Origin of the sequence: Acinetobacter populi (assembly GCF_002174125.1) — a bacterium.
GTDB classification, from domain to species: Bacteria; Pseudomonadota; Gammaproteobacteria; order Pseudomonadales; family Moraxellaceae; genus Acinetobacter; species Acinetobacter populi.
In genome coordinates this window covers 488,527-507,355 of record NZ_NEXX01000001.1, presented here as the reverse complement: position 1 = coordinate 507,355, position 18,829 = coordinate 488,527, and the positions used below count along the sequence as shown (strand labels likewise).

15 protein-coding genes are annotated in these 18,829 nt (G+C 42.2%); 3 read left to right on the top strand and 12 right to left on the bottom strand.

Features of this window, described 5'->3' with window-relative positions:
- Nucleotides 1-31: 31 nt before the first annotated feature.
- The 5 genes from tolB to ybgC form a co-directional block, all read right to left on the bottom strand.
- Entirely contained in the window at nucleotides 32-1,318 is a 1,287-nt protein-coding gene (tolB, locus tag CAP51_RS02255) for a Tol-Pal system beta propeller repeat protein TolB (RefSeq protein WP_087619126.1), read from the bottom strand.
- A 247-nt stretch (nucleotides 1,319-1,565) separates the two neighbouring features.
- Complete coding sequence (gene tolA, locus CAP51_RS02250) at nucleotides 1,566-2,954, bottom strand: cell envelope integrity protein TolA (RefSeq protein WP_087619125.1); 1,389 nt, start codon at nucleotides 2,952-2,954, stop codon at nucleotides 1,566-1,568.
- Nucleotides 2,955-2,965: 11 nt separating this feature from the next.
- A complete protein-coding gene (tolR, locus tag CAP51_RS02245; protein ID WP_087619124.1) occupies nucleotides 2,966-3,409 on the bottom strand; it encodes a protein TolR in 444 nt (147 codons plus the stop codon).
- 11 nt (nucleotides 3,410-3,420) lie between these two features.
- Nucleotides 3,421-4,119 (bottom strand): protein TolQ, encoded by a 699-nt coding sequence (gene tolQ / locus CAP51_RS02240; RefSeq protein WP_087619123.1) that lies wholly within the window; start codon nucleotides 4,117-4,119, stop codon nucleotides 3,421-3,423.
- 21 nt (nucleotides 4,120-4,140) lie between these two features.
- Entirely contained in the window at nucleotides 4,141-4,548 is a 408-nt protein-coding gene (ybgC, locus tag CAP51_RS02235) for a tol-pal system-associated acyl-CoA thioesterase (protein WP_087619865.1), read from the bottom strand.
- Between the two features lie 603 nt (nucleotides 4,549-5,151).
- On the opposite strand from ybgC, the gene CAP51_RS02230 reads away from it, so the two are divergent.
- Complete coding sequence (locus CAP51_RS02230; RefSeq protein WP_087619122.1) at nucleotides 5,152-6,048, top strand: D-hexose-6-phosphate mutarotase; 897 nt, start codon at nucleotides 5,152-5,154, stop codon at nucleotides 6,046-6,048.
- 75 nt (nucleotides 6,049-6,123) lie between these two features.
- On the opposite strand, the gene ruvB is transcribed toward CAP51_RS02230, so the two are convergent.
- The 7 genes from ruvB to CAP51_RS02195 all read right to left on the bottom strand — a co-directional run bounded on the left by ruvB (nucleotide 6,124) and on the right by CAP51_RS02195 (nucleotide 13,325).
- Entirely contained in the window at nucleotides 6,124-7,122 is a 999-nt protein-coding gene (gene ruvB / locus CAP51_RS02225; RefSeq protein WP_087619121.1) for a Holliday junction branch migration DNA helicase RuvB, read from the bottom strand.
- 20 nt (nucleotides 7,123-7,142) lie between these two features.
- On the bottom strand, nucleotides 7,143-7,760 hold the full coding sequence (ruvA, locus tag CAP51_RS02220) for a Holliday junction branch migration protein RuvA (RefSeq protein ID WP_087619120.1): 618 nt from the start codon (nucleotides 7,758-7,760) through the stop codon (nucleotides 7,143-7,145).
- Between the two features lie 30 nt (nucleotides 7,761-7,790).
- Nucleotides 7,791-8,420 carry a nucleotidyltransferase family protein gene (locus CAP51_RS02215; protein ID WP_171294712.1) on the bottom strand — a complete coding sequence of 210 codons (630 nt, stop codon included), beginning with the start codon at nucleotides 8,418-8,420 and terminating at the stop codon, nucleotides 7,791-7,793.
- A 51-nt stretch (nucleotides 8,421-8,471) separates the two neighbouring features.
- Complete coding sequence (locus CAP51_RS02210) at nucleotides 8,472-9,809, bottom strand: deoxyguanosinetriphosphate triphosphohydrolase (RefSeq protein ID WP_245809055.1); 1,338 nt, start codon at nucleotides 9,807-9,809, stop codon at nucleotides 8,472-8,474.
- Nucleotides 9,810-9,981: 172 nt separating this feature from the next.
- Nucleotides 9,982-10,992 (bottom strand): HlyD family secretion protein, encoded by a 1,011-nt coding sequence (locus CAP51_RS02205; protein ID WP_087619119.1) that lies wholly within the window; start codon nucleotides 10,990-10,992, stop codon nucleotides 9,982-9,984.
- Between the two features lie 33 nt (nucleotides 10,993-11,025).
- Nucleotides 11,026-11,235: a DUF1656 domain-containing protein gene (locus CAP51_RS02200; protein ID WP_087619118.1), complete on the bottom strand. Its 210-nt coding sequence runs from the start codon at nucleotides 11,233-11,235 to the stop codon at nucleotides 11,026-11,028.
- Complete coding sequence (locus CAP51_RS02195; RefSeq protein ID WP_087619117.1) at nucleotides 11,232-13,325, bottom strand: FUSC family protein; 2,094 nt, start codon at nucleotides 13,323-13,325, stop codon at nucleotides 11,232-11,234. The genes CAP51_RS02200 and CAP51_RS02195 overlap by 4 nt, the downstream gene beginning before the upstream one ends.
- Nucleotides 13,326-13,570: 245 nt before the next feature.
- Here CAP51_RS02195 and CAP51_RS02190 point away from each other — a divergent pair, with 245 nt between their 5' ends.
- Both CAP51_RS02190 and purL read left to right on the top strand, forming a co-directional pair.
- Nucleotides 13,571-14,344, top strand: coding sequence for an IclR family transcriptional regulator (locus tag CAP51_RS02190; protein ID WP_087619116.1), 774 nt, complete (start codon nucleotides 13,571-13,573; stop codon nucleotides 14,342-14,344).
- 529 nt (nucleotides 14,345-14,873) lie between these two features.
- Entirely contained in the window at nucleotides 14,874-18,707 is a 3,834-nt protein-coding gene (purL, locus tag CAP51_RS02185; RefSeq protein ID WP_087619115.1) for a phosphoribosylformylglycinamidine synthase, read from the top strand.
- The last annotated feature ends 122 nt before the right edge of the window (nucleotides 18,708-18,829 follow it).

Genomic DNA, 18,829 nt, shown 5'->3' with positions numbered 1-18,829 from the left:
AGCTTTCTCCTTGCGGATGTGGGTTAGTTTGTTATTTAGGTGCCCAAGTCGGTTCACGAACTTCGCCTTGTTCACTTGGTAGATTCATACGGAAACGACCATCGGTGGACATAATCGATAATAAGCCGCGATTACCCTCACGTGTTGCATAGACCACCATTTGTCCATTAGGTGAAAAACTTGGTGATTCATCCAGTGAAGTCGGTGTCAATATATTAAATACCCCGGAATTTAAGTCCATTAAGGCAATTTTATAATTGCTACCGCTTGGACGATGAACTAATGCAATTTTGCTGCCATTTGCACTAATTGTTCCCCGCGCGTTAAAACCGCCTTTAAAGGTGACGCGTTTGACCGAACCATCAGCAAAGGTATAACGATAAATTTGTGCCGAACCGCCACGGTCAGAGGTAAAAATAAATGATTTACCATCAGGTGCATAACGGGCTTCGGTGTCGATTGCAGAATCTCGGGTCAAACGTGAAACCTGTTTGCTGACCAAATTCATCTGGTAGATTTCCGGATTGCCATCCATAGAGGCCGTAAACAACATATTTTGCCCATCCGGAGAAAAACTTGGTGCACCATTTAGACCTTTAAAGCTGGTTAAAAGTTGGCGCTGGCCGGTAGATAAATCCTGTAAATAGATGGCAGGACGTTTGGTTTCAAAAGAAACATAGGCAATCTTTTTACCATCAGGTGTCCATGTTGGCGACAGAATTGGATCTGGCGAGGATAAAATACTACGCGGTTGTTCGCCATCGGTATCGGCAATTTGTAGGGTATAACGCTGATCCGGGGTAGCAGGATTACGTAGGACATACGCAATACGACCACTAAAGTCACCAGGGATACCAGTTAATGCCTGATAAATGGTGTCACTAATTAAATGTGCTGCCTGACGTAAGCGACCACTAGGCACAGTCAGCATTTCGTTCAACAACCATTGTTGTTTGTCGGTATCAAAAAGCTGATATTGAACCTGATAGGTATTGGCATCAAGTTGCTTGACCTGACCCATGACCACATAGGGGATACCCGCATTTTTCCAGATGCCGACATTCATTTGATTTGGTGCAGTCGGCTGATCAGGTAAATTATTTGAGGTGCTGGTAAAACGTCCTGAACGGTTTAAATCACTTGATACAATTGGAAAGATGGTTTGATCGTTGGCAAAAGGGACAACGGCAATTTGCGGTGCCTGGTCAGGTGCTTTGGCAATTTCCAGATGAAGTTGCGCAAAACTGGTCTTTATGCAGACAGGGCTACATGCGACGAGGACAGCTAAACCTAAATATTTCAATTTTAAAGCAGTCATTTTGGCGATTCTAAAAATGGTTTAAGAAATATCCATGTGTTTTAACAAAGCTTTTGCATAAATTCTATGTCAACTATGTAAAAACTATATTACATCTAAAAATATGAGTACACGTTCTGCTATCATGGCAGAAATCTAATTTAAAACAATACTGAATTTTAATAAAAATATTAACAGTAGTTATTCTTGAAGCGCCAAGAATAAGGAAAAGAGCAGTGGTGTTGTTTTATTGATCCAGCAATTTCTTTTATTTTGCAGTAAATGTGGAGGTAAAGCTGCGAGCCTGTCGTCGTGCTTCAGGATCTTGTGGTAATGGATAGGGTGCTGCCGAGCGAATGGCTGCTTCTACGGACGCTTTTACATTTGCATCACTGGAGGTCACGATAACAGAAGCAACAGATCCACTGTCTGTCAAAGTCACTCTAGCTGTTGCTTTTGTTCCTGTTGTACCCGCAGGCACATCCCATGCACGATAAATTTTATTTTCAAAATCCTTTTTGGCACTTGATGCAATTTTTTTCGCTTCGGCGCTTTTGTTGGCCGCAGCTTCTTTGGCTTCACGTTCAGCTTTTGCAGCGGCATCTGCTTTAGCCTTTTCGGCAGCTTCCGCTTTAGCTTTAGCAGCGGCATCCGCTTTGGCTTTTGCAGCGGCATCCGCTTTAGCTTTAGCAGCATCCGCTTTAGCTTTAGCAGCGGCATCCGCTTTAGCTTTTTCAGCAGCATCAGCTTTGGCTTTCGCAGCGGCATCTGCTTTGGCTTTCGCAGCGGCATCTGCTTTAGCTTTAGCCGCGGCATCCGCTTTGGCTTTAGCCGCGGCATCCGCTTTGGCTTTTTCAGCGGCATCCGCTTTAGCTTTTTCAGCAGCATCCGCTTTAGCTTTAGCCGCGGCATCCGCTTTAGCTTTTTCAGCAGCATCAGCTTTGGCTTTAGCCGCGGCATCTGCTTTGGCTTTCGCAGCGGCATCTGCTTTAGCTTTAGCCGCGGCATCTGCTTTGGCTTTCGCAGCGGCATCTGCTTTGGCTTTCGCAGCGGCATCTGCTTTAGCTTTAGCCGCGGCATCTGCTTTGGCTTTCGCAGCGGCATCTGCTTTAGCCTTAGCGGCGGCGTCAGCTTTAGCTTTAGCCGCGGCGTCAGCTTTGGCTTTCGCATCAGCCTCTGCTTTGGCTTTTTCAGCGGCATCTGCTTTGGCTTTTTCAGCGGCATCTGCTTTAGCCTTTTCAGCGGCTTCCGCTTTGGCTTTAGCAGCATCTGCTTTAGCTTTTTCAGTAGCTTGTGCTAAGCGCTGTTGTTCTAATTTTTGTGCAGCAGCTTGTTGTTTGATTGCCTGATCATCAGGCTGAACGGGTGTGGTGGTTTCTGCAACAGGATTAATTTCATCTGGTGTTTGAGCAATTTCGGGTGCTTCGGTAATTGCGCTCTGTTTTTCTGTAGGTGCCTCGGTTTGTTCTTGAAGCGGTGTATTTTGTTGTAATGCTTGAAGTTGTTCCGGTGTGATCAGCACAGTTTTAAGAGGTTCGGGTTTAGGCAAAGGCGCATCAGCAAAAAAAGCCAAGCCAACCAATACCACTGCATGAATACCCAGGGTAAATGCAATCGCAAGCGGTTTTTGTTGAAACTTCGGTTGTTGATGGCGCATAAATGATGTACTTATTTTAAAGGTTGTGTCACTAAGCCTACTTGTTTTAAGCCGGCTTGTTGCAAGTTTGACATGAGTTGCATGACTTGACCATAGGATACAGCCTGATCACCTTGAATCATGACTTTGATTTCAGGATCCTGTGCAAAAGCGTCCACAAGTTTTTCCTGAATCTCATCTAGAGATAGGTTTGTGGCTGTATTTTCCTGATCTTGTAAGGAAAATTGTCCTTCTTTGTCAATTGAAACCACATAGATTGCAGCACTGGCATCACTACCTTGGTCCTGACTGTGGACTTTGGGTAAATCGACATTGACGCTGCTGGTAATCATCGGTGCAGTAACCATAAAAATCACCAGCAATACCAGCATGACATCAATATACGGAACGACATTCATATCACTTTTCAGCGGTTTCTTGATGCGGGTAAAACTGCCATTGCGACGTGCCATAATGAGTCTTCCCGTTAGTCTTCAAGATCAGGTGCTAGAGCCTGGCGTTGCAGACGTGCAGTCATTTCTTCGGCAAACAGGGCACGTTCTTCATACAAGGCTTCACTTTTTGCAGTGAAATGGTTGAAGGCAAGTACCGCAGGAATTGCTGCGAATAAACCAATTGCTGTGGCAATCAATGCTTCGGCAATACCGGGCGCAACCGTGGCAAGGGTAACTTGTTCGGCAGTTGATAAGCCGATAAATGCGGTCATGATGCCCCACACTGTACCGAATAAACCGACATAGGGTGCAACGGAACCAATACTCGCCAGTGTGCTTAGACCAGCTTCAAGACCAGATTGTTCACGGGATAAACTCACTCGTAATATACGTTCTGTCCCTTCAAGGCTTTGTTCCAGATTGGCATGTCGTTTTTTTAATTTTACAAATTCGCTATAGCCGTCATGAAAGATATTTTCCAGACCATCACGATTGTGTTTGGTTTGCGCATTTTTAAATAACGTCGGCAATTCTGCCCCAGACCAGAAAATTTTATCAAATTGCTGATCTTTTTTATTAGCCTGTTTAAAACCAATGCTCAGTTTGGCAATTAGATACCAGCTCAAGATGGAGGCCAATAGTAAAAGTAACATCACAAGCTGTACCACGACACCAGCGTGTAAGATGAGATCAATGACGTTTAAAGACTGTTCGGTTGTTGCTGTTGGCATAGTGAAAGTGACCGCATCGTTTTAGTTTTCTTGGATGGCTTCAAGAATCATCGCTCTTAGTTTTTCTGGTAGTTTTTTTGGTCGCATATCGGTAGATAGACATGCAATCGTAACTTCACCAGAAGCCAGCAGTATTTCACCACGATATATTTCCTGTATCAAGGAAAAAGATGCAGATTTGCAAGAAACTACACGTGCTGTAACAGTAACTAAATCATCCATTAAAATTGGTCTATGGTATTTTACCGAAATTTCATGTACCACAAAATTATAGTCGGTTTGATGCCAATAATGCTCAAAGCCTGATGCCCGAAGCCATTCGGTACGAGTTCGTTCCATATATTTAATGTGATTGGCATGATAGACGATCCCACCTGCATCGGTATCTTCAATATAAACACGGATGGGGAATGTAAATTGATTTGCCATGATTTTGTCCATTCTTACTCAAATGCTAGCCATGAGACCTGAAGATGATGATTGCTAAATAACGCACAACCAAATAAAGCATCCATAAAATTGTATGCTTCAAAACTGGAGATTTATGTCATCGCAGTTTAGCATATTGCAAGCTGTCTCAAATGGCACAAGTGTTCAAAGCGTCATGTATGTTGTTAGGAAAGAAGATAACGTATTAGGTCCGAGAAGATCTGCATTTTTTAATTTAGAATGTCATATATCCATAGATGTAATTTTAACGTGAATTCGGGATAAGATGAGTAGAAGAAATCAATTTCGTAGCAGCGTCCGCTGCTTGTTCGAGGTCAGCAAATTATTTGCAAGATAATGTTTTTGAATTAATTTGTTTTTTAGCGATATTTGACCGAGTTTGCAGCGGACAAATGGTTTTGCCTACTTTTCCCGAAAGAAAAGTAGGTCGAACCGAAGGTTTATCCTAAAATATGCTTAATCTTGTAAGACTCCGTCGTGATTCTTTCATTGAAATTGATTTTATTTATACAAAACAAATGCTTTTATCCAGAATCGACGTTAGTTTTAGAGAAATTTTTATATACAGGTTTGATGAATAAAATGATTAATCATAATACCAATGTTCAATTTAAAAAACTATTGAATACAAAAGGGGAAGAAACAGACCTAGATATTATTGAAATTCAAAATGTATTTTGTCATGCACAGATTTGTTTACAAGGTGGGCAAATTCTACACTATCAAGCCTATAAAAATGCGGATTCAGCACTGTTATGGTTATCCGAACAAAATAGTTTTGTACCCGGTAAGGCAATACGGGGCGGTATTCCGCTGTGTTTCCCCTGGTTTGGAAAACATGCAGAATATGCAGATTACCCATCGCATGGATTCGCCCGTAATCTGAATTGGGAGTTGGTTTCCGTGACGTTTGATGAAGTACTGGGTCATCAGATTATTCTAGAACTTACGGCAAATGAACAGACCAGACGATATTGGGATTATGCATTTCGGCTACAGATGTGTTTAACCTGCGGAGAAGAGTTGACCTTAGTTATGCAGCTAAGCAATCTTGATCAGCAGGCTTTTGCATTTAATTTTGCATGGCATAGCTATTTCGCCATTGCAGATATTCACGCGATTGTTATTGACGGTTTAAGCCAGACCCCTTTTATTGATCAGTTGCGTGGTGATACAGCACTGTTACAGGAACAAGCAAATACAAGCATTCAACAGGAAACCGATCGTATTTATCCCAAAGCTGGTGGTCATTATCAAATTTTTGATCAGAACAGGGTGATTTCAATTGATAGCCCAAGTTGCCCAAGTGTGGTGTTATGGAATCCATGGATTGAAAAAACACAACGACTCGGTGATGTTGCCGAGGACGCTTGGCAAAAATTTGTGTGTCTGGAATGTGGGCAGATTGGTGAAACCGTTCAACTTGCGGCAGGGCAAACGATTCAGTTTCAACAAACATTGTCCTCATCTAAACGATAGATAGAGTGACAAGTTGAGCGATGCATATATATGCCAGTGGTTTTTTTAGGCAAACATTATCTCTTTACGCAGTGATCAGCGCTCAGGCGGTTCCATACCAAATTGCAGATAGGCCATATTGGTGGCAATGCGGCCTCGTGCGGTACGCATCACATATCCTTGCTGAATCAGATAAGGTTCGATCACATCTTCTAGCGTTCCGCTGTCTTCTGCCATAGCCGCTGCCAAGGATTCGACGCCTGCCGGACCACCATCAAAACGTTCCAGTAACATGGATAAATAGCGACGATCCAACGTGTCCAGACCATCTTTATCGACATTGAGCATATCTAGCGCGCGTTGCGCCATGCCCTGTGTCACTTCACCTGTGCCTTTCACCTGTGCATAATCACGTACTCGACGTAATAAGCGATTGGTGATACGTGGTGTACCGCGGGAACGTCGGGCAATTTCCATGGCACCATTTTCGGTAATTGGCACATCCATAAGACGGGCAGAACGACCTACAATACTGGTTAAATCTTCAACCGAATAGAATTCCAGTCGTTGTACAATACCAAAACGATCACGTAAAGGTGAGGTCAGTAGACCAGCACGAGTGGTTGCTGCAACTAAGGTAAAAGGCGGTAAATCCAGTTTGATTGATCTGGCAGCCGGACCTTCACCGATCATGATGTCCAGTTGATAATCTTCCATGGCAGGGTAGAGAATTTCTTCAATCACTGGGGAAAGACGATGAATTTCGTCGATAAATAAAACATCACCTTCTTCAAGGTTGGTCAGCATAGCTGCTAGATCACCGGCACGTTCCAGCACAGGACCAGAGGTTGATTTCAGATTACTGCCCATTTCACGGGCAATAATATTGGCCAGTGTGGTTTTACCCAAACCCGGTGGGCCAAAAATCAGAGTATGATCTAGGGCTTCACCACGACCACGCGCTGCGCCAATAAAAATTTCCATTTGTTCACGCACGACAGGTTGCCCAACATAATCGGCAAGTGAAGTGGGGCGAATGGCACGATCAAATTGGTCTTCGGGTTTTTCTGTGCCACTAATCAGTCGATCTTGCATGGTGATTTATCGCATCCTGTTTATTTCATCATCGATTTTAATGCAGCACGAATTAATTCTGCACTGTCCTGACTGTTTTTAAGATCGCTATTTTTCACAGCAGCCACTGCTTTTTGTGCTTCAATTGGTTTATAGCCCAAAGACACCAGTGCTGCTTCTGCCTCAGCCACAGGAGAATCGGGTAAAAACTGTAAACGTTCTAGATCAGGTGACGTTGTTGCGCTGGACGTTTTACTCAGTGCTTTAAAACGATCTCTTAATTCGATGATCAAGCGTTCGGCAGTTTTCTTGCCAATTCCGGGAACTTTGATCAGTGTATTGACATCTTCGTGTTCAATGGTGTGAATCAGCATTTCTACACTTAGGCTGGATAAAATACCTAAGGCCATTCTGGCACCGATACCATTGACTTTGAGCAGGGTACGAAAGATGATTTTATCCTGTGCATCTAAAAAACCATAGAGTTGCTGGGCATCTTCACGTACCACAAAATGCGTCCATAACGTGGTATTTTCGCCTTTTTTAAGTTGGCAAAAGGTTGAAAGTGGCGTATCCACTTCATAGCCGACGCCACCTACATTTAAAATTACAGTAGGGGCTTCTAAATAAATAACTTCGCCTGTCAGTGAACCGATCATAATACTTTTACTTTAAGATGAATGGAGATTTCAATTTCTCATAGGATTGAGCGTAGAGCTGTGGTTTGCAAATATAGATGATTCTGGGAATATTGTCACTTGAGGCCAGCGTTCCTGATAACGTTTAGATAAAATTCGTTGGCGATAAGTGGCAATATCGACACGTTCTGGATTTCGTCGAACATGCATTGCAAATAGATCATTGAGACCATAAGGTGCAATAATTTGAATATCATTCTTGGGCGTCAATGTAATACCTACCGAGGTTGCATATTCTGGCCATGTTGCAATTGCTGATTCTAGGGAGGTCAAAGCAGGGACAGTATAACCAAAATACTGTTTATACCAATAATGGACATAGGCTTGATTGGTTACTTCCCACGGAAAAGCTGGTGATTTTTGCGATAATATGGCTTGATGTTTATTTTCCATACCAATATTTTCATCTGGATCGAAATAAGCCAAATCAATATCATGTAAATACGAAGAATGTTGATAACCATGTAAATGATCCCAGACTAAATTACGCACTGCGCCTGCCCCAATACACCATGATGAAAAATTCATGTCTTGTGCAGCTGATAATGCTTGCATAAACCAGACAGAATCATGAATGATTGTGATTAATTGCTGTTCAAGTGTTTTATGGGCTTGAGGCATATAGAATGATCGGTCCTTGGCAAATTCTGATATTAACTAAAATATTATTAGTTATAACAAACCAATTTTATTGCCCTGTAATTCCTGTGAAATCGCATAGGCTTGATGGTCGGAAAATTTGCTGATCATATCCAGAACCTGCAACACGTTTTGATAGTAGTCGTCAGATAGGGTAATGCCCAAACTGGTTAATATCACCATCAAGCGCTGCTCCTTAAAGCTCACCCGACGGTTCGGATCGGTAAGTGGAATAAAGGCATTAAGTAAATGCTGCAAACTGGCATGTGCCAATAGCTCTAAATCTGCTTTGCTGCGATGGTTGAAGATTTTCTCTCGTGCCAGATTTTTGGCACGGTGAATGCCTTGTGAAATATCGGCACTGCAATAATGTAATAGTCCATGTGGCAAGTTGCCAGATAGCAGTTCATCATGATGATGGGCAAAGGCACTGGTCACTTCATCGACCAGCCGCTTCATGGCACGTCCACGCAATGCGGCAATTTTTTGTTGCCATGAGGTGTTTTGTGCAAGTTCTTCTGGCAAGCCATAGTCGGCAATCAGGTCGATAAAAATCGGCTCAACTTCTTCATAGGACAGCATATTCAGCACAATGCCATCTTCAAGATCGATTAGGGCATAACAGATGTCATCGGCTGCTTCGAGTAGATAAGTCAATGGATGGCGACAATAATGATAGTCTCCCAGTTGAATCAGACCCAGTTGTTCGGCAATCAATTGTAATAGGGCTTTTTCACTACGGTAACATCCAAATTTTGGACGCAGATAATTGGGCTGATGTTGGGTATCATCAATAATTTGACTTAACCAAGGATATTTTAGATAAGCGCCTAAGGTTGCATAGGTTAAACGCATACCACCATCATTGGGATGGTAGTCCAGACGGGTTAATACCCGTAAACCCTGTGCATTGCCTTCAAACTGACGTAAATCGGCCCATTGTTCTTCGCTAAACAAGTAGGGTTTGGCATGATAGGTCTGATCGAACCAGTCGCGAATAGCATATTCACCGGCATGACCAAAGGGCGGATTACCAATATCATGCGCCAGACATGCGGCTTGAATAATCGCCCCGACATCGGCAGGGCTAATCCATGCTGGTAAGTATTTTTCTATTTTTTCTGCTGCCAGCATGCCAAGTGAGCGACCAATACAGGAAACTTCAAGTGAATGTGTCAACCGAGTATGAATCCCGTCATGCTGGGTTAAGGGGTGGACCTGCGTTTTACGATTGAGTTGCCTGAAACTTTGTGAAAAAATAATTCGGTCATAGTCTTTGTGAAAGGGGCTACGTGCTTGTTCTCTGGAGCTTTTTTTACTTCCCAAACGGGATGCTGCCAGTAAATTGACCCAATCCATTTGATTCGGCATATATTCTATACTCTATTTATTTCTTTATAGAAAGAGATCATGTCATGGATTTTATATTTTTGCATCTCTATCACGACATAGCTCGACGCAAAAAAAACGCCTAGCCAGACGTTGCAAATCTGATTAGGCGCAGAGGGAAACTTAGAAAGCGGTTGAATTTTATTATTGTTGTTTATTTTTCCAGAATTTTAACGGTTGCTGTCCGACCAGCAACGAAGGCGAGGGAATTGCTAGGTACCTGATCCAGAACAATTTTGACCGGAACTCGCTGAGCCAGACGTACCCAAGTAAAAGTCGGGTTGACATTGGCCAGTAAACCAGAACTGGTTGTGCGTTCACGATCTTCAATGCCGGAAGCAATGCCTTGTACATGGCCTTTGAGCTGTTCGCTATCACCCATCAATTGCACACTGGCGGTATCTCCAATATGAATTTTATTCAGTTTGGTTTCTTCAAAATAACCCACGACATACATTTGCTGACGGTCAACCAAGGCAGCAATGGCTTGTCCGGTTTGTACATAATTGCCGACTCGTAGTGAGAAGTTGGATAACGTACCATCGGCAGGTGCGACGACTTTGGATCGGTTCATATTTAGTTTGGCCAAATCTAAATTATTTTCGGCAACCACCACCAATGCTTGTTGCTGTTTTACCGTGGCTTGAGCCTGTTTGAGTGCCGCTTGCATTTGAGTATATTCGGCATGAGACTGATCGCGTGTGGCAAAAATCTGATCCTGTTCCTGTTTGGAAATTGCACCATTCATTAAACTGGCATAACGATTTGCATTTTTGTCAGCAAGTTGAATGTTGGCTTGAGTTTTGACGATATTGGCATTGGCAACGGCGACATTGGCTTCGGCTTGTGCCAGTGCGGCTTTGGCTTTGGCAAGGTCTGACTGGGCTTGCTGCACAGCGAGTTGTTGACGGGCAATATCAATTTTAAACAGCACTTGACCTTGTTTTACTGTCTGGTTGTCCTGTACCAAAACTTCGGTAACCAATCCGGAAATATCGGAGGCAACGTTAATCACATCTGCACGAACCCGACCATCACGTGTCCAAGGTTCATTATTGTAATAACGCCATAAATGAATAATGGTGAATAACGCAATGAGCATAACAATACCCAAAATGATGGGGCGTAACATTTTTTTCAGGTCTAAAGTTGTTTTCTCTCTCATTTCCAAGCCTAATTTAATCTATTTTGCGGGCGATTACACAGCAAAACACAACAGATAAAGATAATGTATTGCGCATAAGCACACGAAATACCAGCACAAATAAAAAATATTGGGATATAAAATCCAGCCCTGATGGTTTAATCGGTCTACCCAACGATTGGAGAAAGAAAAAACCAGATAGGCAACAGCAGCCTGTAATAAAAGAACAGGAACATACACACCATAAAGATTAATTTCACTCATATGCCATTACCCATTGCCATTGAATTTGGTGTCGGAATTACGGGGGCAGAATGACAAAAACTGTAGCGGATATTGTTTAAACTGATCCATAAACGCTGTTGTAGCATTTGGTCATTAATCTGGCTGGATAAATCTTGCAAGGTGGTTAGACAATTTAAAATCAATGGAGATTCATCAAATTGAACCTCAATATTTTTTTCCTGCTGTTGAAATTCCTGATCAAACAATGACTGTAATTGTCTAATCTGTTGCGTCACAGCCAATGGCATATTTTGATGTTTTGCCAGTTCATCCAGCCGTGCCAGATCAATACTGGTGCTGGTTTCAATCAGCGCATCATTCATGGCTTTTTTCAGGTCTGTAGACTCGACAATTTTGCTATTGAGGATACCAATCCGATCTAACATACCGCGTAAATGAATCTTAAAGGCTGTCCCAAAAGGTAAATAAATCGTTTCGCGCATTGCCTGAAAATGAGCAGACAATAAACGTTTGGCACTGGTGTCCGGAGAAATTGAGCGGATAAAGTACAATGCTAAGATTGCAATAACAGGACCTGCAATACCTGCCAGAGAAGCGTCAATCAGGGGAATGGCACTCATCTGATAATGGTTCTGTAGGTTGAGCGCCATAATCAGATTGATAGTAAAGGGGATGCCCAAACCACTTAATGGCGGATGTGGATACAGGCAGACAGAATAGATGATGGCAGGGGCCAACACTACAGCTAATTGCCAGAATGCTTTGACTTCAGGGAAAATCACAAAAACATAAATCAATACCATGATTGAGGCATAAATACTGGCACGAACAAACAGCTTCAATGCCGGTACAGGATTATCCATGGCAGTCAGAATACAAGCAGATACTGCGGCAAGCTGTGCCATCATATAACCTGCTTGCCAGCCTGAATAAATCCATAAGCCAAATGAGGTGAAAATTGCCAGCATTGCTGCCAGTGCACCACGTTCTGCCATGCCCGTGTCACGATGCAGGCTGGGGTATTTTGTGGTTAGCGGGGTAATAAATTCCGGCAGTTTTTTTTCGCCGTGCTGAATCAAATACCAGATACACTTTACCGTATATACATTCTGGATAAAGTGACGCATATCCATTTTCAAGCTTTCCAATACCACTTTGGCAGATGTTGACGAGGCTTGATTTATAATTTGGCTAAATTGTGCATCAAAATCATGTGGCAACAAGTCGGTTCGATGTAGATTTAAATCTGGTGTTTGTTGCAAAAAACCGACGGTTTGATCATGCAACGGTAATAAAGCTTGTCGCAAATCAGGCTCAAGTTGATCCAATTGATTTAAGCGTTGAGAGATTGCAACCAGATTTAACAACACCAGAGAAAATTGATGCAACATTTCTTGTAAAGGCTTGGTCATGCCTTTTAAATCACCTTTTTCATAGGACAAATGCACGGCCAGTCCGTGAATATCATTGCTGTCACGATTAATGGCTGAAAGTAGCTCGGTGTAATTAGATGCGTGCGGCTGCTGAAAAATTTGATCGAATACATCGCGGGTGTCATTCAGGGCTTTTTCTACACGTTGCTGAAGTATTGTGCCCAAATGCACAGGAAAGATTGTGGCAGAAACCACAGCACTACAGATCACCGCAATCGAAATTTCCAGCACACGTCCCAGAGCGATGTCCCAAATACTGGTGGTTTCGATACTATTGATTGCATTACATACCACCATGACCGAGGTATAACCCGCCAACATAAATAAATAGCTGCGTGGTGTACGATCTAGCATGGAGATATAAAGACAAAAACCGGTCCATAAGGCGAGGACAGCCGTAAATAGCCAAGGTGTATTAATCAGAAATGGCGTAAAAAGTAAAGCCAATCCGGCGCCGATGACTGTTCCTAACAAACGATATAAACATTTTGAGGAGACCATGCCGGAATAGGGGCTGGCAATAATAAGTACTGTGCCAATTGCCCACATTGGGTAGGCTAAATCCAGCGAAAATGCAATATAGAGCGACAACATGGCTGCAATAAATGTTTTGCAGGCAAAAATAAGATCTGCTTTGCTGGGACGAAAAGTCAGCAATTGTTTAGTCAGAAGCATAATGTTGTCTTTGCGGTTATTTGTCCTTAAAAAGGAAAATAAGGCCCTATAATTTAATGTTTGAGATAATATGCTGCATATTTTGTGTTGAACAAAGGTATTTGTCAATATAAATATCTTTATATGATAAAAATGCATAAAAATTTGATGGATTTTAGATTGTGATAATAATTTCTCTCATTGCTATGCTATTCTTTAACAAAGTTAAGCGTTTAAGCAGGCCCCTTTAACCGGGAAGATAAAAAATGAGTACATCCAGTTTTTCAAAAATTTTAACGATTCTTGATTTATTTTCGATTCGGCAATCCGTCATTAATGTCGATATGATCTGCCTGGAATTGGGTGTATCCAAACCGATGGGCTATCGTTATTTAAAAGAACTGGTAGATGCCGGACTACTCAAAAAAGCCACCGGTAATGTTGGGGATTATGTACTCGGTTCAAAAGTTGCTGTACTGGATTATATTTCCCGTACGACAGATCCCTTGATTAAAATGTGTATTCCGATGATGCAAGAAGTGGTACAACGCACAGAAATGTTGTGCTTGCTTACAGCATTAGATGGACAGCATTGTATTGATGTACATCATGAGTCCTTTATCCATAATGAACATTTGATGTATGGACGGGGCTGCCCCAGACCATTAACGGCGGGCTCATCGGCCAAGATTATTTTGGCATATTTATCGAAAAAACAGCAGATTGAGTATTATCATTTTTTAGCTGAAGACTTACAACACAGTGGTTTTGCCAAGGACGAGCAGGAGTTTATCCAGCTCATGCGTCAGGTAAAGAAACAGGGTTATTATGTATCCAATGGTGAGTTAAGTCCGAATGTATCCAGTCTATCTGTTCCTTTAAGATATTCACATAAAGAAGCACCGCTGGCCTTAACCATTGTGGCATCAAGCAATCGTTTTGAATTTATGAATATCGATAAGATTGCGGTGATGTTAAAACAATTAACACAGGTCATTGAACAAAAAAGTCTGGAAATCGAGGCTGAACCGGTATTTTAAATGGAAACTTCTTTTTTTGTTTGAAAGTGGGGCAGGCAACGGCAATTTGTTTTCGTGGTAAGCGTTTATAAGGTTGGGAAATTTTAAAATATAAGATTATTAGATTTTTTGTGCTTAAATATGACTTAGCAAAAAATAAGCAAAATATATAAAATCTTCTAATTTTTCAAAATTATAAAGTTGGGTTATTGTACTCCCAACAGAAGAATGGTCAGCCTTATTTATGTTAACTATAAAGAAAGAAGGCATTGTCTGTGATGCAAAATAACAATAATGACACTTTTTGAATTTTGGATTTGTGCTGATTCGTTCGTGCAAATCTAAATTTCTTTTATTTGAATGTGTCTTTTCAGGATGGCCGGCATGGATTGGATGGTATTTGCGCCAGAAATGGTGATCAACATCTATGAACGCATGAAATTGTTGTGAAAACCTAGCTCAAAGTGGTATTTCACAGTAGAATATGCGTTCTTATCCTAGTCACATTGCGCTTAGGTTCAAAAGACCTGCCCGTGGAGCCAAAATCAACATGTTTATCGTGGCCGGTGCGTCAGCACATTCTGCATTTAAGAAAACTCAACTATTATCACGTCTAGCGTCAATTAGTTCTGTTCAATCTATAGATAGCCAATGGGTTTATTTGTTTGATCAAGCACTTAACGAAGGGCAGCAGCAATCTGCATTGCAACTGTTAAATGATGGTTCATCTTTTGAGCTGCGTCAGGCAGCAAGTGATGAAGTACAAATTTTAGTGACCCCGCGTGTGGGCACAATTTCACCTTGGTCTTCTAAAGCTACCGATATTTTTCAGAATTGTAATACTCCTGTACATCGTCTGGAGCGAGGTATTTTATATACGCTCAAAGGTGTGAAGAATATCTCTAATGAAGTCAAGCTGGCATTACATGACCGCATGACTGAAACAGTCTTTGCCCAAATTGATGATGCCAAGGCATTGTTTAATGAAACTGATCCTAAGCCTCTAAATAGTATTGATATTTTGGGACAGGGCAAACAGGCGCTGGTTCAGGCCAACAGTGAGTTTGGTTTTGCTTTATCTGATGAAGAAATTGATTACTTAACCGATGCCTTTACCAAACTGGGGCGTAATCCGCATGACATCGAATTGATGATGTTTGCACAGGCCAACTCGGAACACTGCCGACATAAAATCTTTAATGCAGAGTGGACCATTGATGGTGAAAAACAACCATTATCCTTGTTCCAGATGATTAAAAATACCTATAAGGAATCACCGGCAGATGTATTGTCCGCTTATAAAGACAATGCTTCGGTGATTGTAGGCTATGACACCATGCGTTTTTATCCAAAAGCCGATGAAAACGGACATTATGTCTATAAATATAAAAGTCAGGCCGCCCATATCCTGATGAAAGTGGAAACCCATAACCATCCAACCGCCATTTCACCATTTGCAGGTGCAGCAACAGGGTCTGGTGGTGAAATTCGTGATGAAGGCGCAACAGGTCGTGGTGGTAAACCTAAAGCAGGTTTAACTGGTTTTACCGTTTCCAATTTGAATATTCCGGGTTTTGAACAACCATGGGAAGATCAATATGGCAAACCTTCACGGATGGCATCACCATTACAGATTATGATAGATGGACCACTTGGTGGCGCAGCCTTTAATAATGAATTTGGTCGTCCGAATCTAAATGGTTATTTCCGTACTTTTGAACAAAAGGTCAATGGTGAAGTTAAGGGCTTTCATAAACCGATTATGATCGCTGGCGGTTACGGTAATATCCGTCCAGATCATGTGGAAAAAGACGCCATTCAACCGGGTGATTTATTGATTGTACTGGGTGGTCCAGCCATGTTGATTGGTCTGGGTGGTGGTGCAGCTTCATCGGTAGATAGTGGTACCATGGGCGAAAATCTGGATTTTGCCTCGGTACAACGGGAAAATCCGGAAATGGAACGTCGTTGTCAGGAAGTGATTGATACTTGCTGGCGTATGGAAGATGCCAACCCGATTGTTTCTGTGCATGATGTCGGTGCGGGTGGAATTTCTAATGCCATGCCAGAACTGGTCAATGACCACGAACTTGGTGCAGTGCTGAACTTACGTAAAATTCCATCGCTTGAGCCGGGCATGTCACCGATGGAAATCTGGTCGAATGAAGCGCAAGAACGTTATGTGTTGGCAATCCATCCAAAATCATTGCCATTATTTGAATCTATTTGTAAACGTGAACGTTGTCCGTTTGCCGTATTGGGTGAAGCAACTGAAGCGCGTCATTTAACTGTAGAAGACCCATTATTTGAAAATAATGCGGTAGATATGCCGATGCAGGTATTGCTCGGTGGTACACCGCGTATGCAACGTGCTTATGACAGTATTGAGCGTCAGGGCAATGCGTTTGATGTTGCCAAAGTCGATCTAAAAGATGCGATTTTCCGTGTATTAAAAAATCCGACTGTAGCTTCAAAATCATTTTTAATTACCATTGGTGACCGTTCTATTACTGGTATGGTGGCTCGTGATCAAATGGTTGGACGCTGGCAAGTGCCTGTCGCAGATGCTGCGGTGACCACGACCAGTTTGCAAGGCTTTACTGGTGAAGCGATGGCGATGGGTGAGCGTCCACCTGTAGCATTGTTAAATCCTGCTGCTTCGGCACGTTTAGCTGTGGCAGAAGCCATCAGTAATATTGCTTGTGCCAATATTGAACAATTGGGCGACATCAAATTATCTGCCAACTGGATGGCAGCAGCAGGGCAAAAAGGTGAAGATCAGGCCCTGTTTGAAGCGGTAAAAACCGTGGGTATGGAAATCTGTCCGGCATTAGGCATTGCCATTCCTGTTGGTAAAGATTCATTGTCTATGCGAACCACATGGAATGATGAGGGTGAAGACAAATCAGTCACTTCACCGATGTCGCTGGTCATTACTGCCTTTGCACCTGTTAATGATGTACGTAAAACTTTAACGCCGGAATTAAAGGCTATTGATGGCTCTGTACTGGTGCGTATTGATTTATCCAAAGGTCAATTCCGGTTAGGCGCATCCATTTTGACGCAAGTCTATAAAGCCATTGGTACAACTGCGCCAGATGTGGATTCTTTTGAGGATTTAAAAGATTTCTTTGCCTTGATTCAGGACTGGAATAATCGTGGTCTGATTCAGGCTTATCATGACATTGGTGATGGTGGCTTACTGGCGACTGTGGCAGAAATGATGTTTGCTTCACGTCTTGGTGTGGCATTACAACCACAAAGTATTGAAAGTCTGTTTGCCGAAGAAATTGGCGCAGTATTACAAATCAAGACAGAGGATTGGCAAAGCTTACAGGCAGAAATTGCACAATCAAGCTTAAAAGATGCCATTAGTTTGATTGGTCAAGTGAATCACAGTGACCAACTTAAGATTAATGATTTAACACTTGATCGTGCCGAGTTACAACAAGCCTGGACAGAAGTGTCACATCAGATTCAACGTTTGCGTGATAATAGCGAAACAGCAGATCAGGAATTTGCTTTGATTGCCGATCAAGCACATCAAGGTTTAATTGCTCAAGCGACGTTTGATTTAAATGAAGAAATTGAAGCACCTTATATCAATTTACGTCGTCCAAATATGGCTATTCTGCGTGAGCAGGGTGTTAATGGTCATGTGGAAATGGCGGCAGCTTTTGATAAAGTTGGCTTTAATACCATTGATATTCATATGAGTGACTTACTGGCTGGTCGTATTAGCCTTGATGAATTTGAAGGTTTGGTGGCATGTGGCGGTTTCTCTTACGGCGATGTGTTGGGTGCAGGCGGTGGCTGGGCAAAATCTGTATTGTTCAATAGCAAATTACGTGACCAGTTTGAAAAATTCTTCCATCGTGATGAAACCTTTAGTTTAGGGATCTGTAACGGTTGTCAAATGCTGTCACAACTTGCACCACTCATTCCGGGTGCAGAAGACTGGCCACGTTTCCACCGTAATACCTCAGAAGTTTTTGAAGCACGTAGTGTCAATGTTCGTGTAGAAAAATCGGTCTCGGTATTACTTGAAGACATGCAAGGTTCGATTTTACCGATTGCAGTGGCGCATGGCGAAGGTCGCGTAGTGGCAACAGATGCCAAACTGTCTGCTTTAAATGCAGGCAATCAGGTGACTTTGCGTTATGTCGATAGTCATGGCAATCCCACTCAGCAATACCCGCTCAATCCAAATGGTTCACCTGAGGCGATTACGGGTGTGACCTCCAAAGATGGTCGTGCCACCATTATGATGCCGCATCCGGAACGTAATTTCCGTGCTTTGCAACATTCGTGGAAACCAGAGGATTGGCAAGAAGATGGTGCATGGTTAAGAATGTTTAGGAATGCACGTAAGTTCTTGGGTTAAATTGTAATAACTGAAAATAAGATCATAAAAAGCCGAATTTTAAATCAATTCGGCTTTTTTAGTTCTAGGGATTCTTAATTTATATTAAAAGCGTAATATTTTTCATTTTTAAATAACAATGT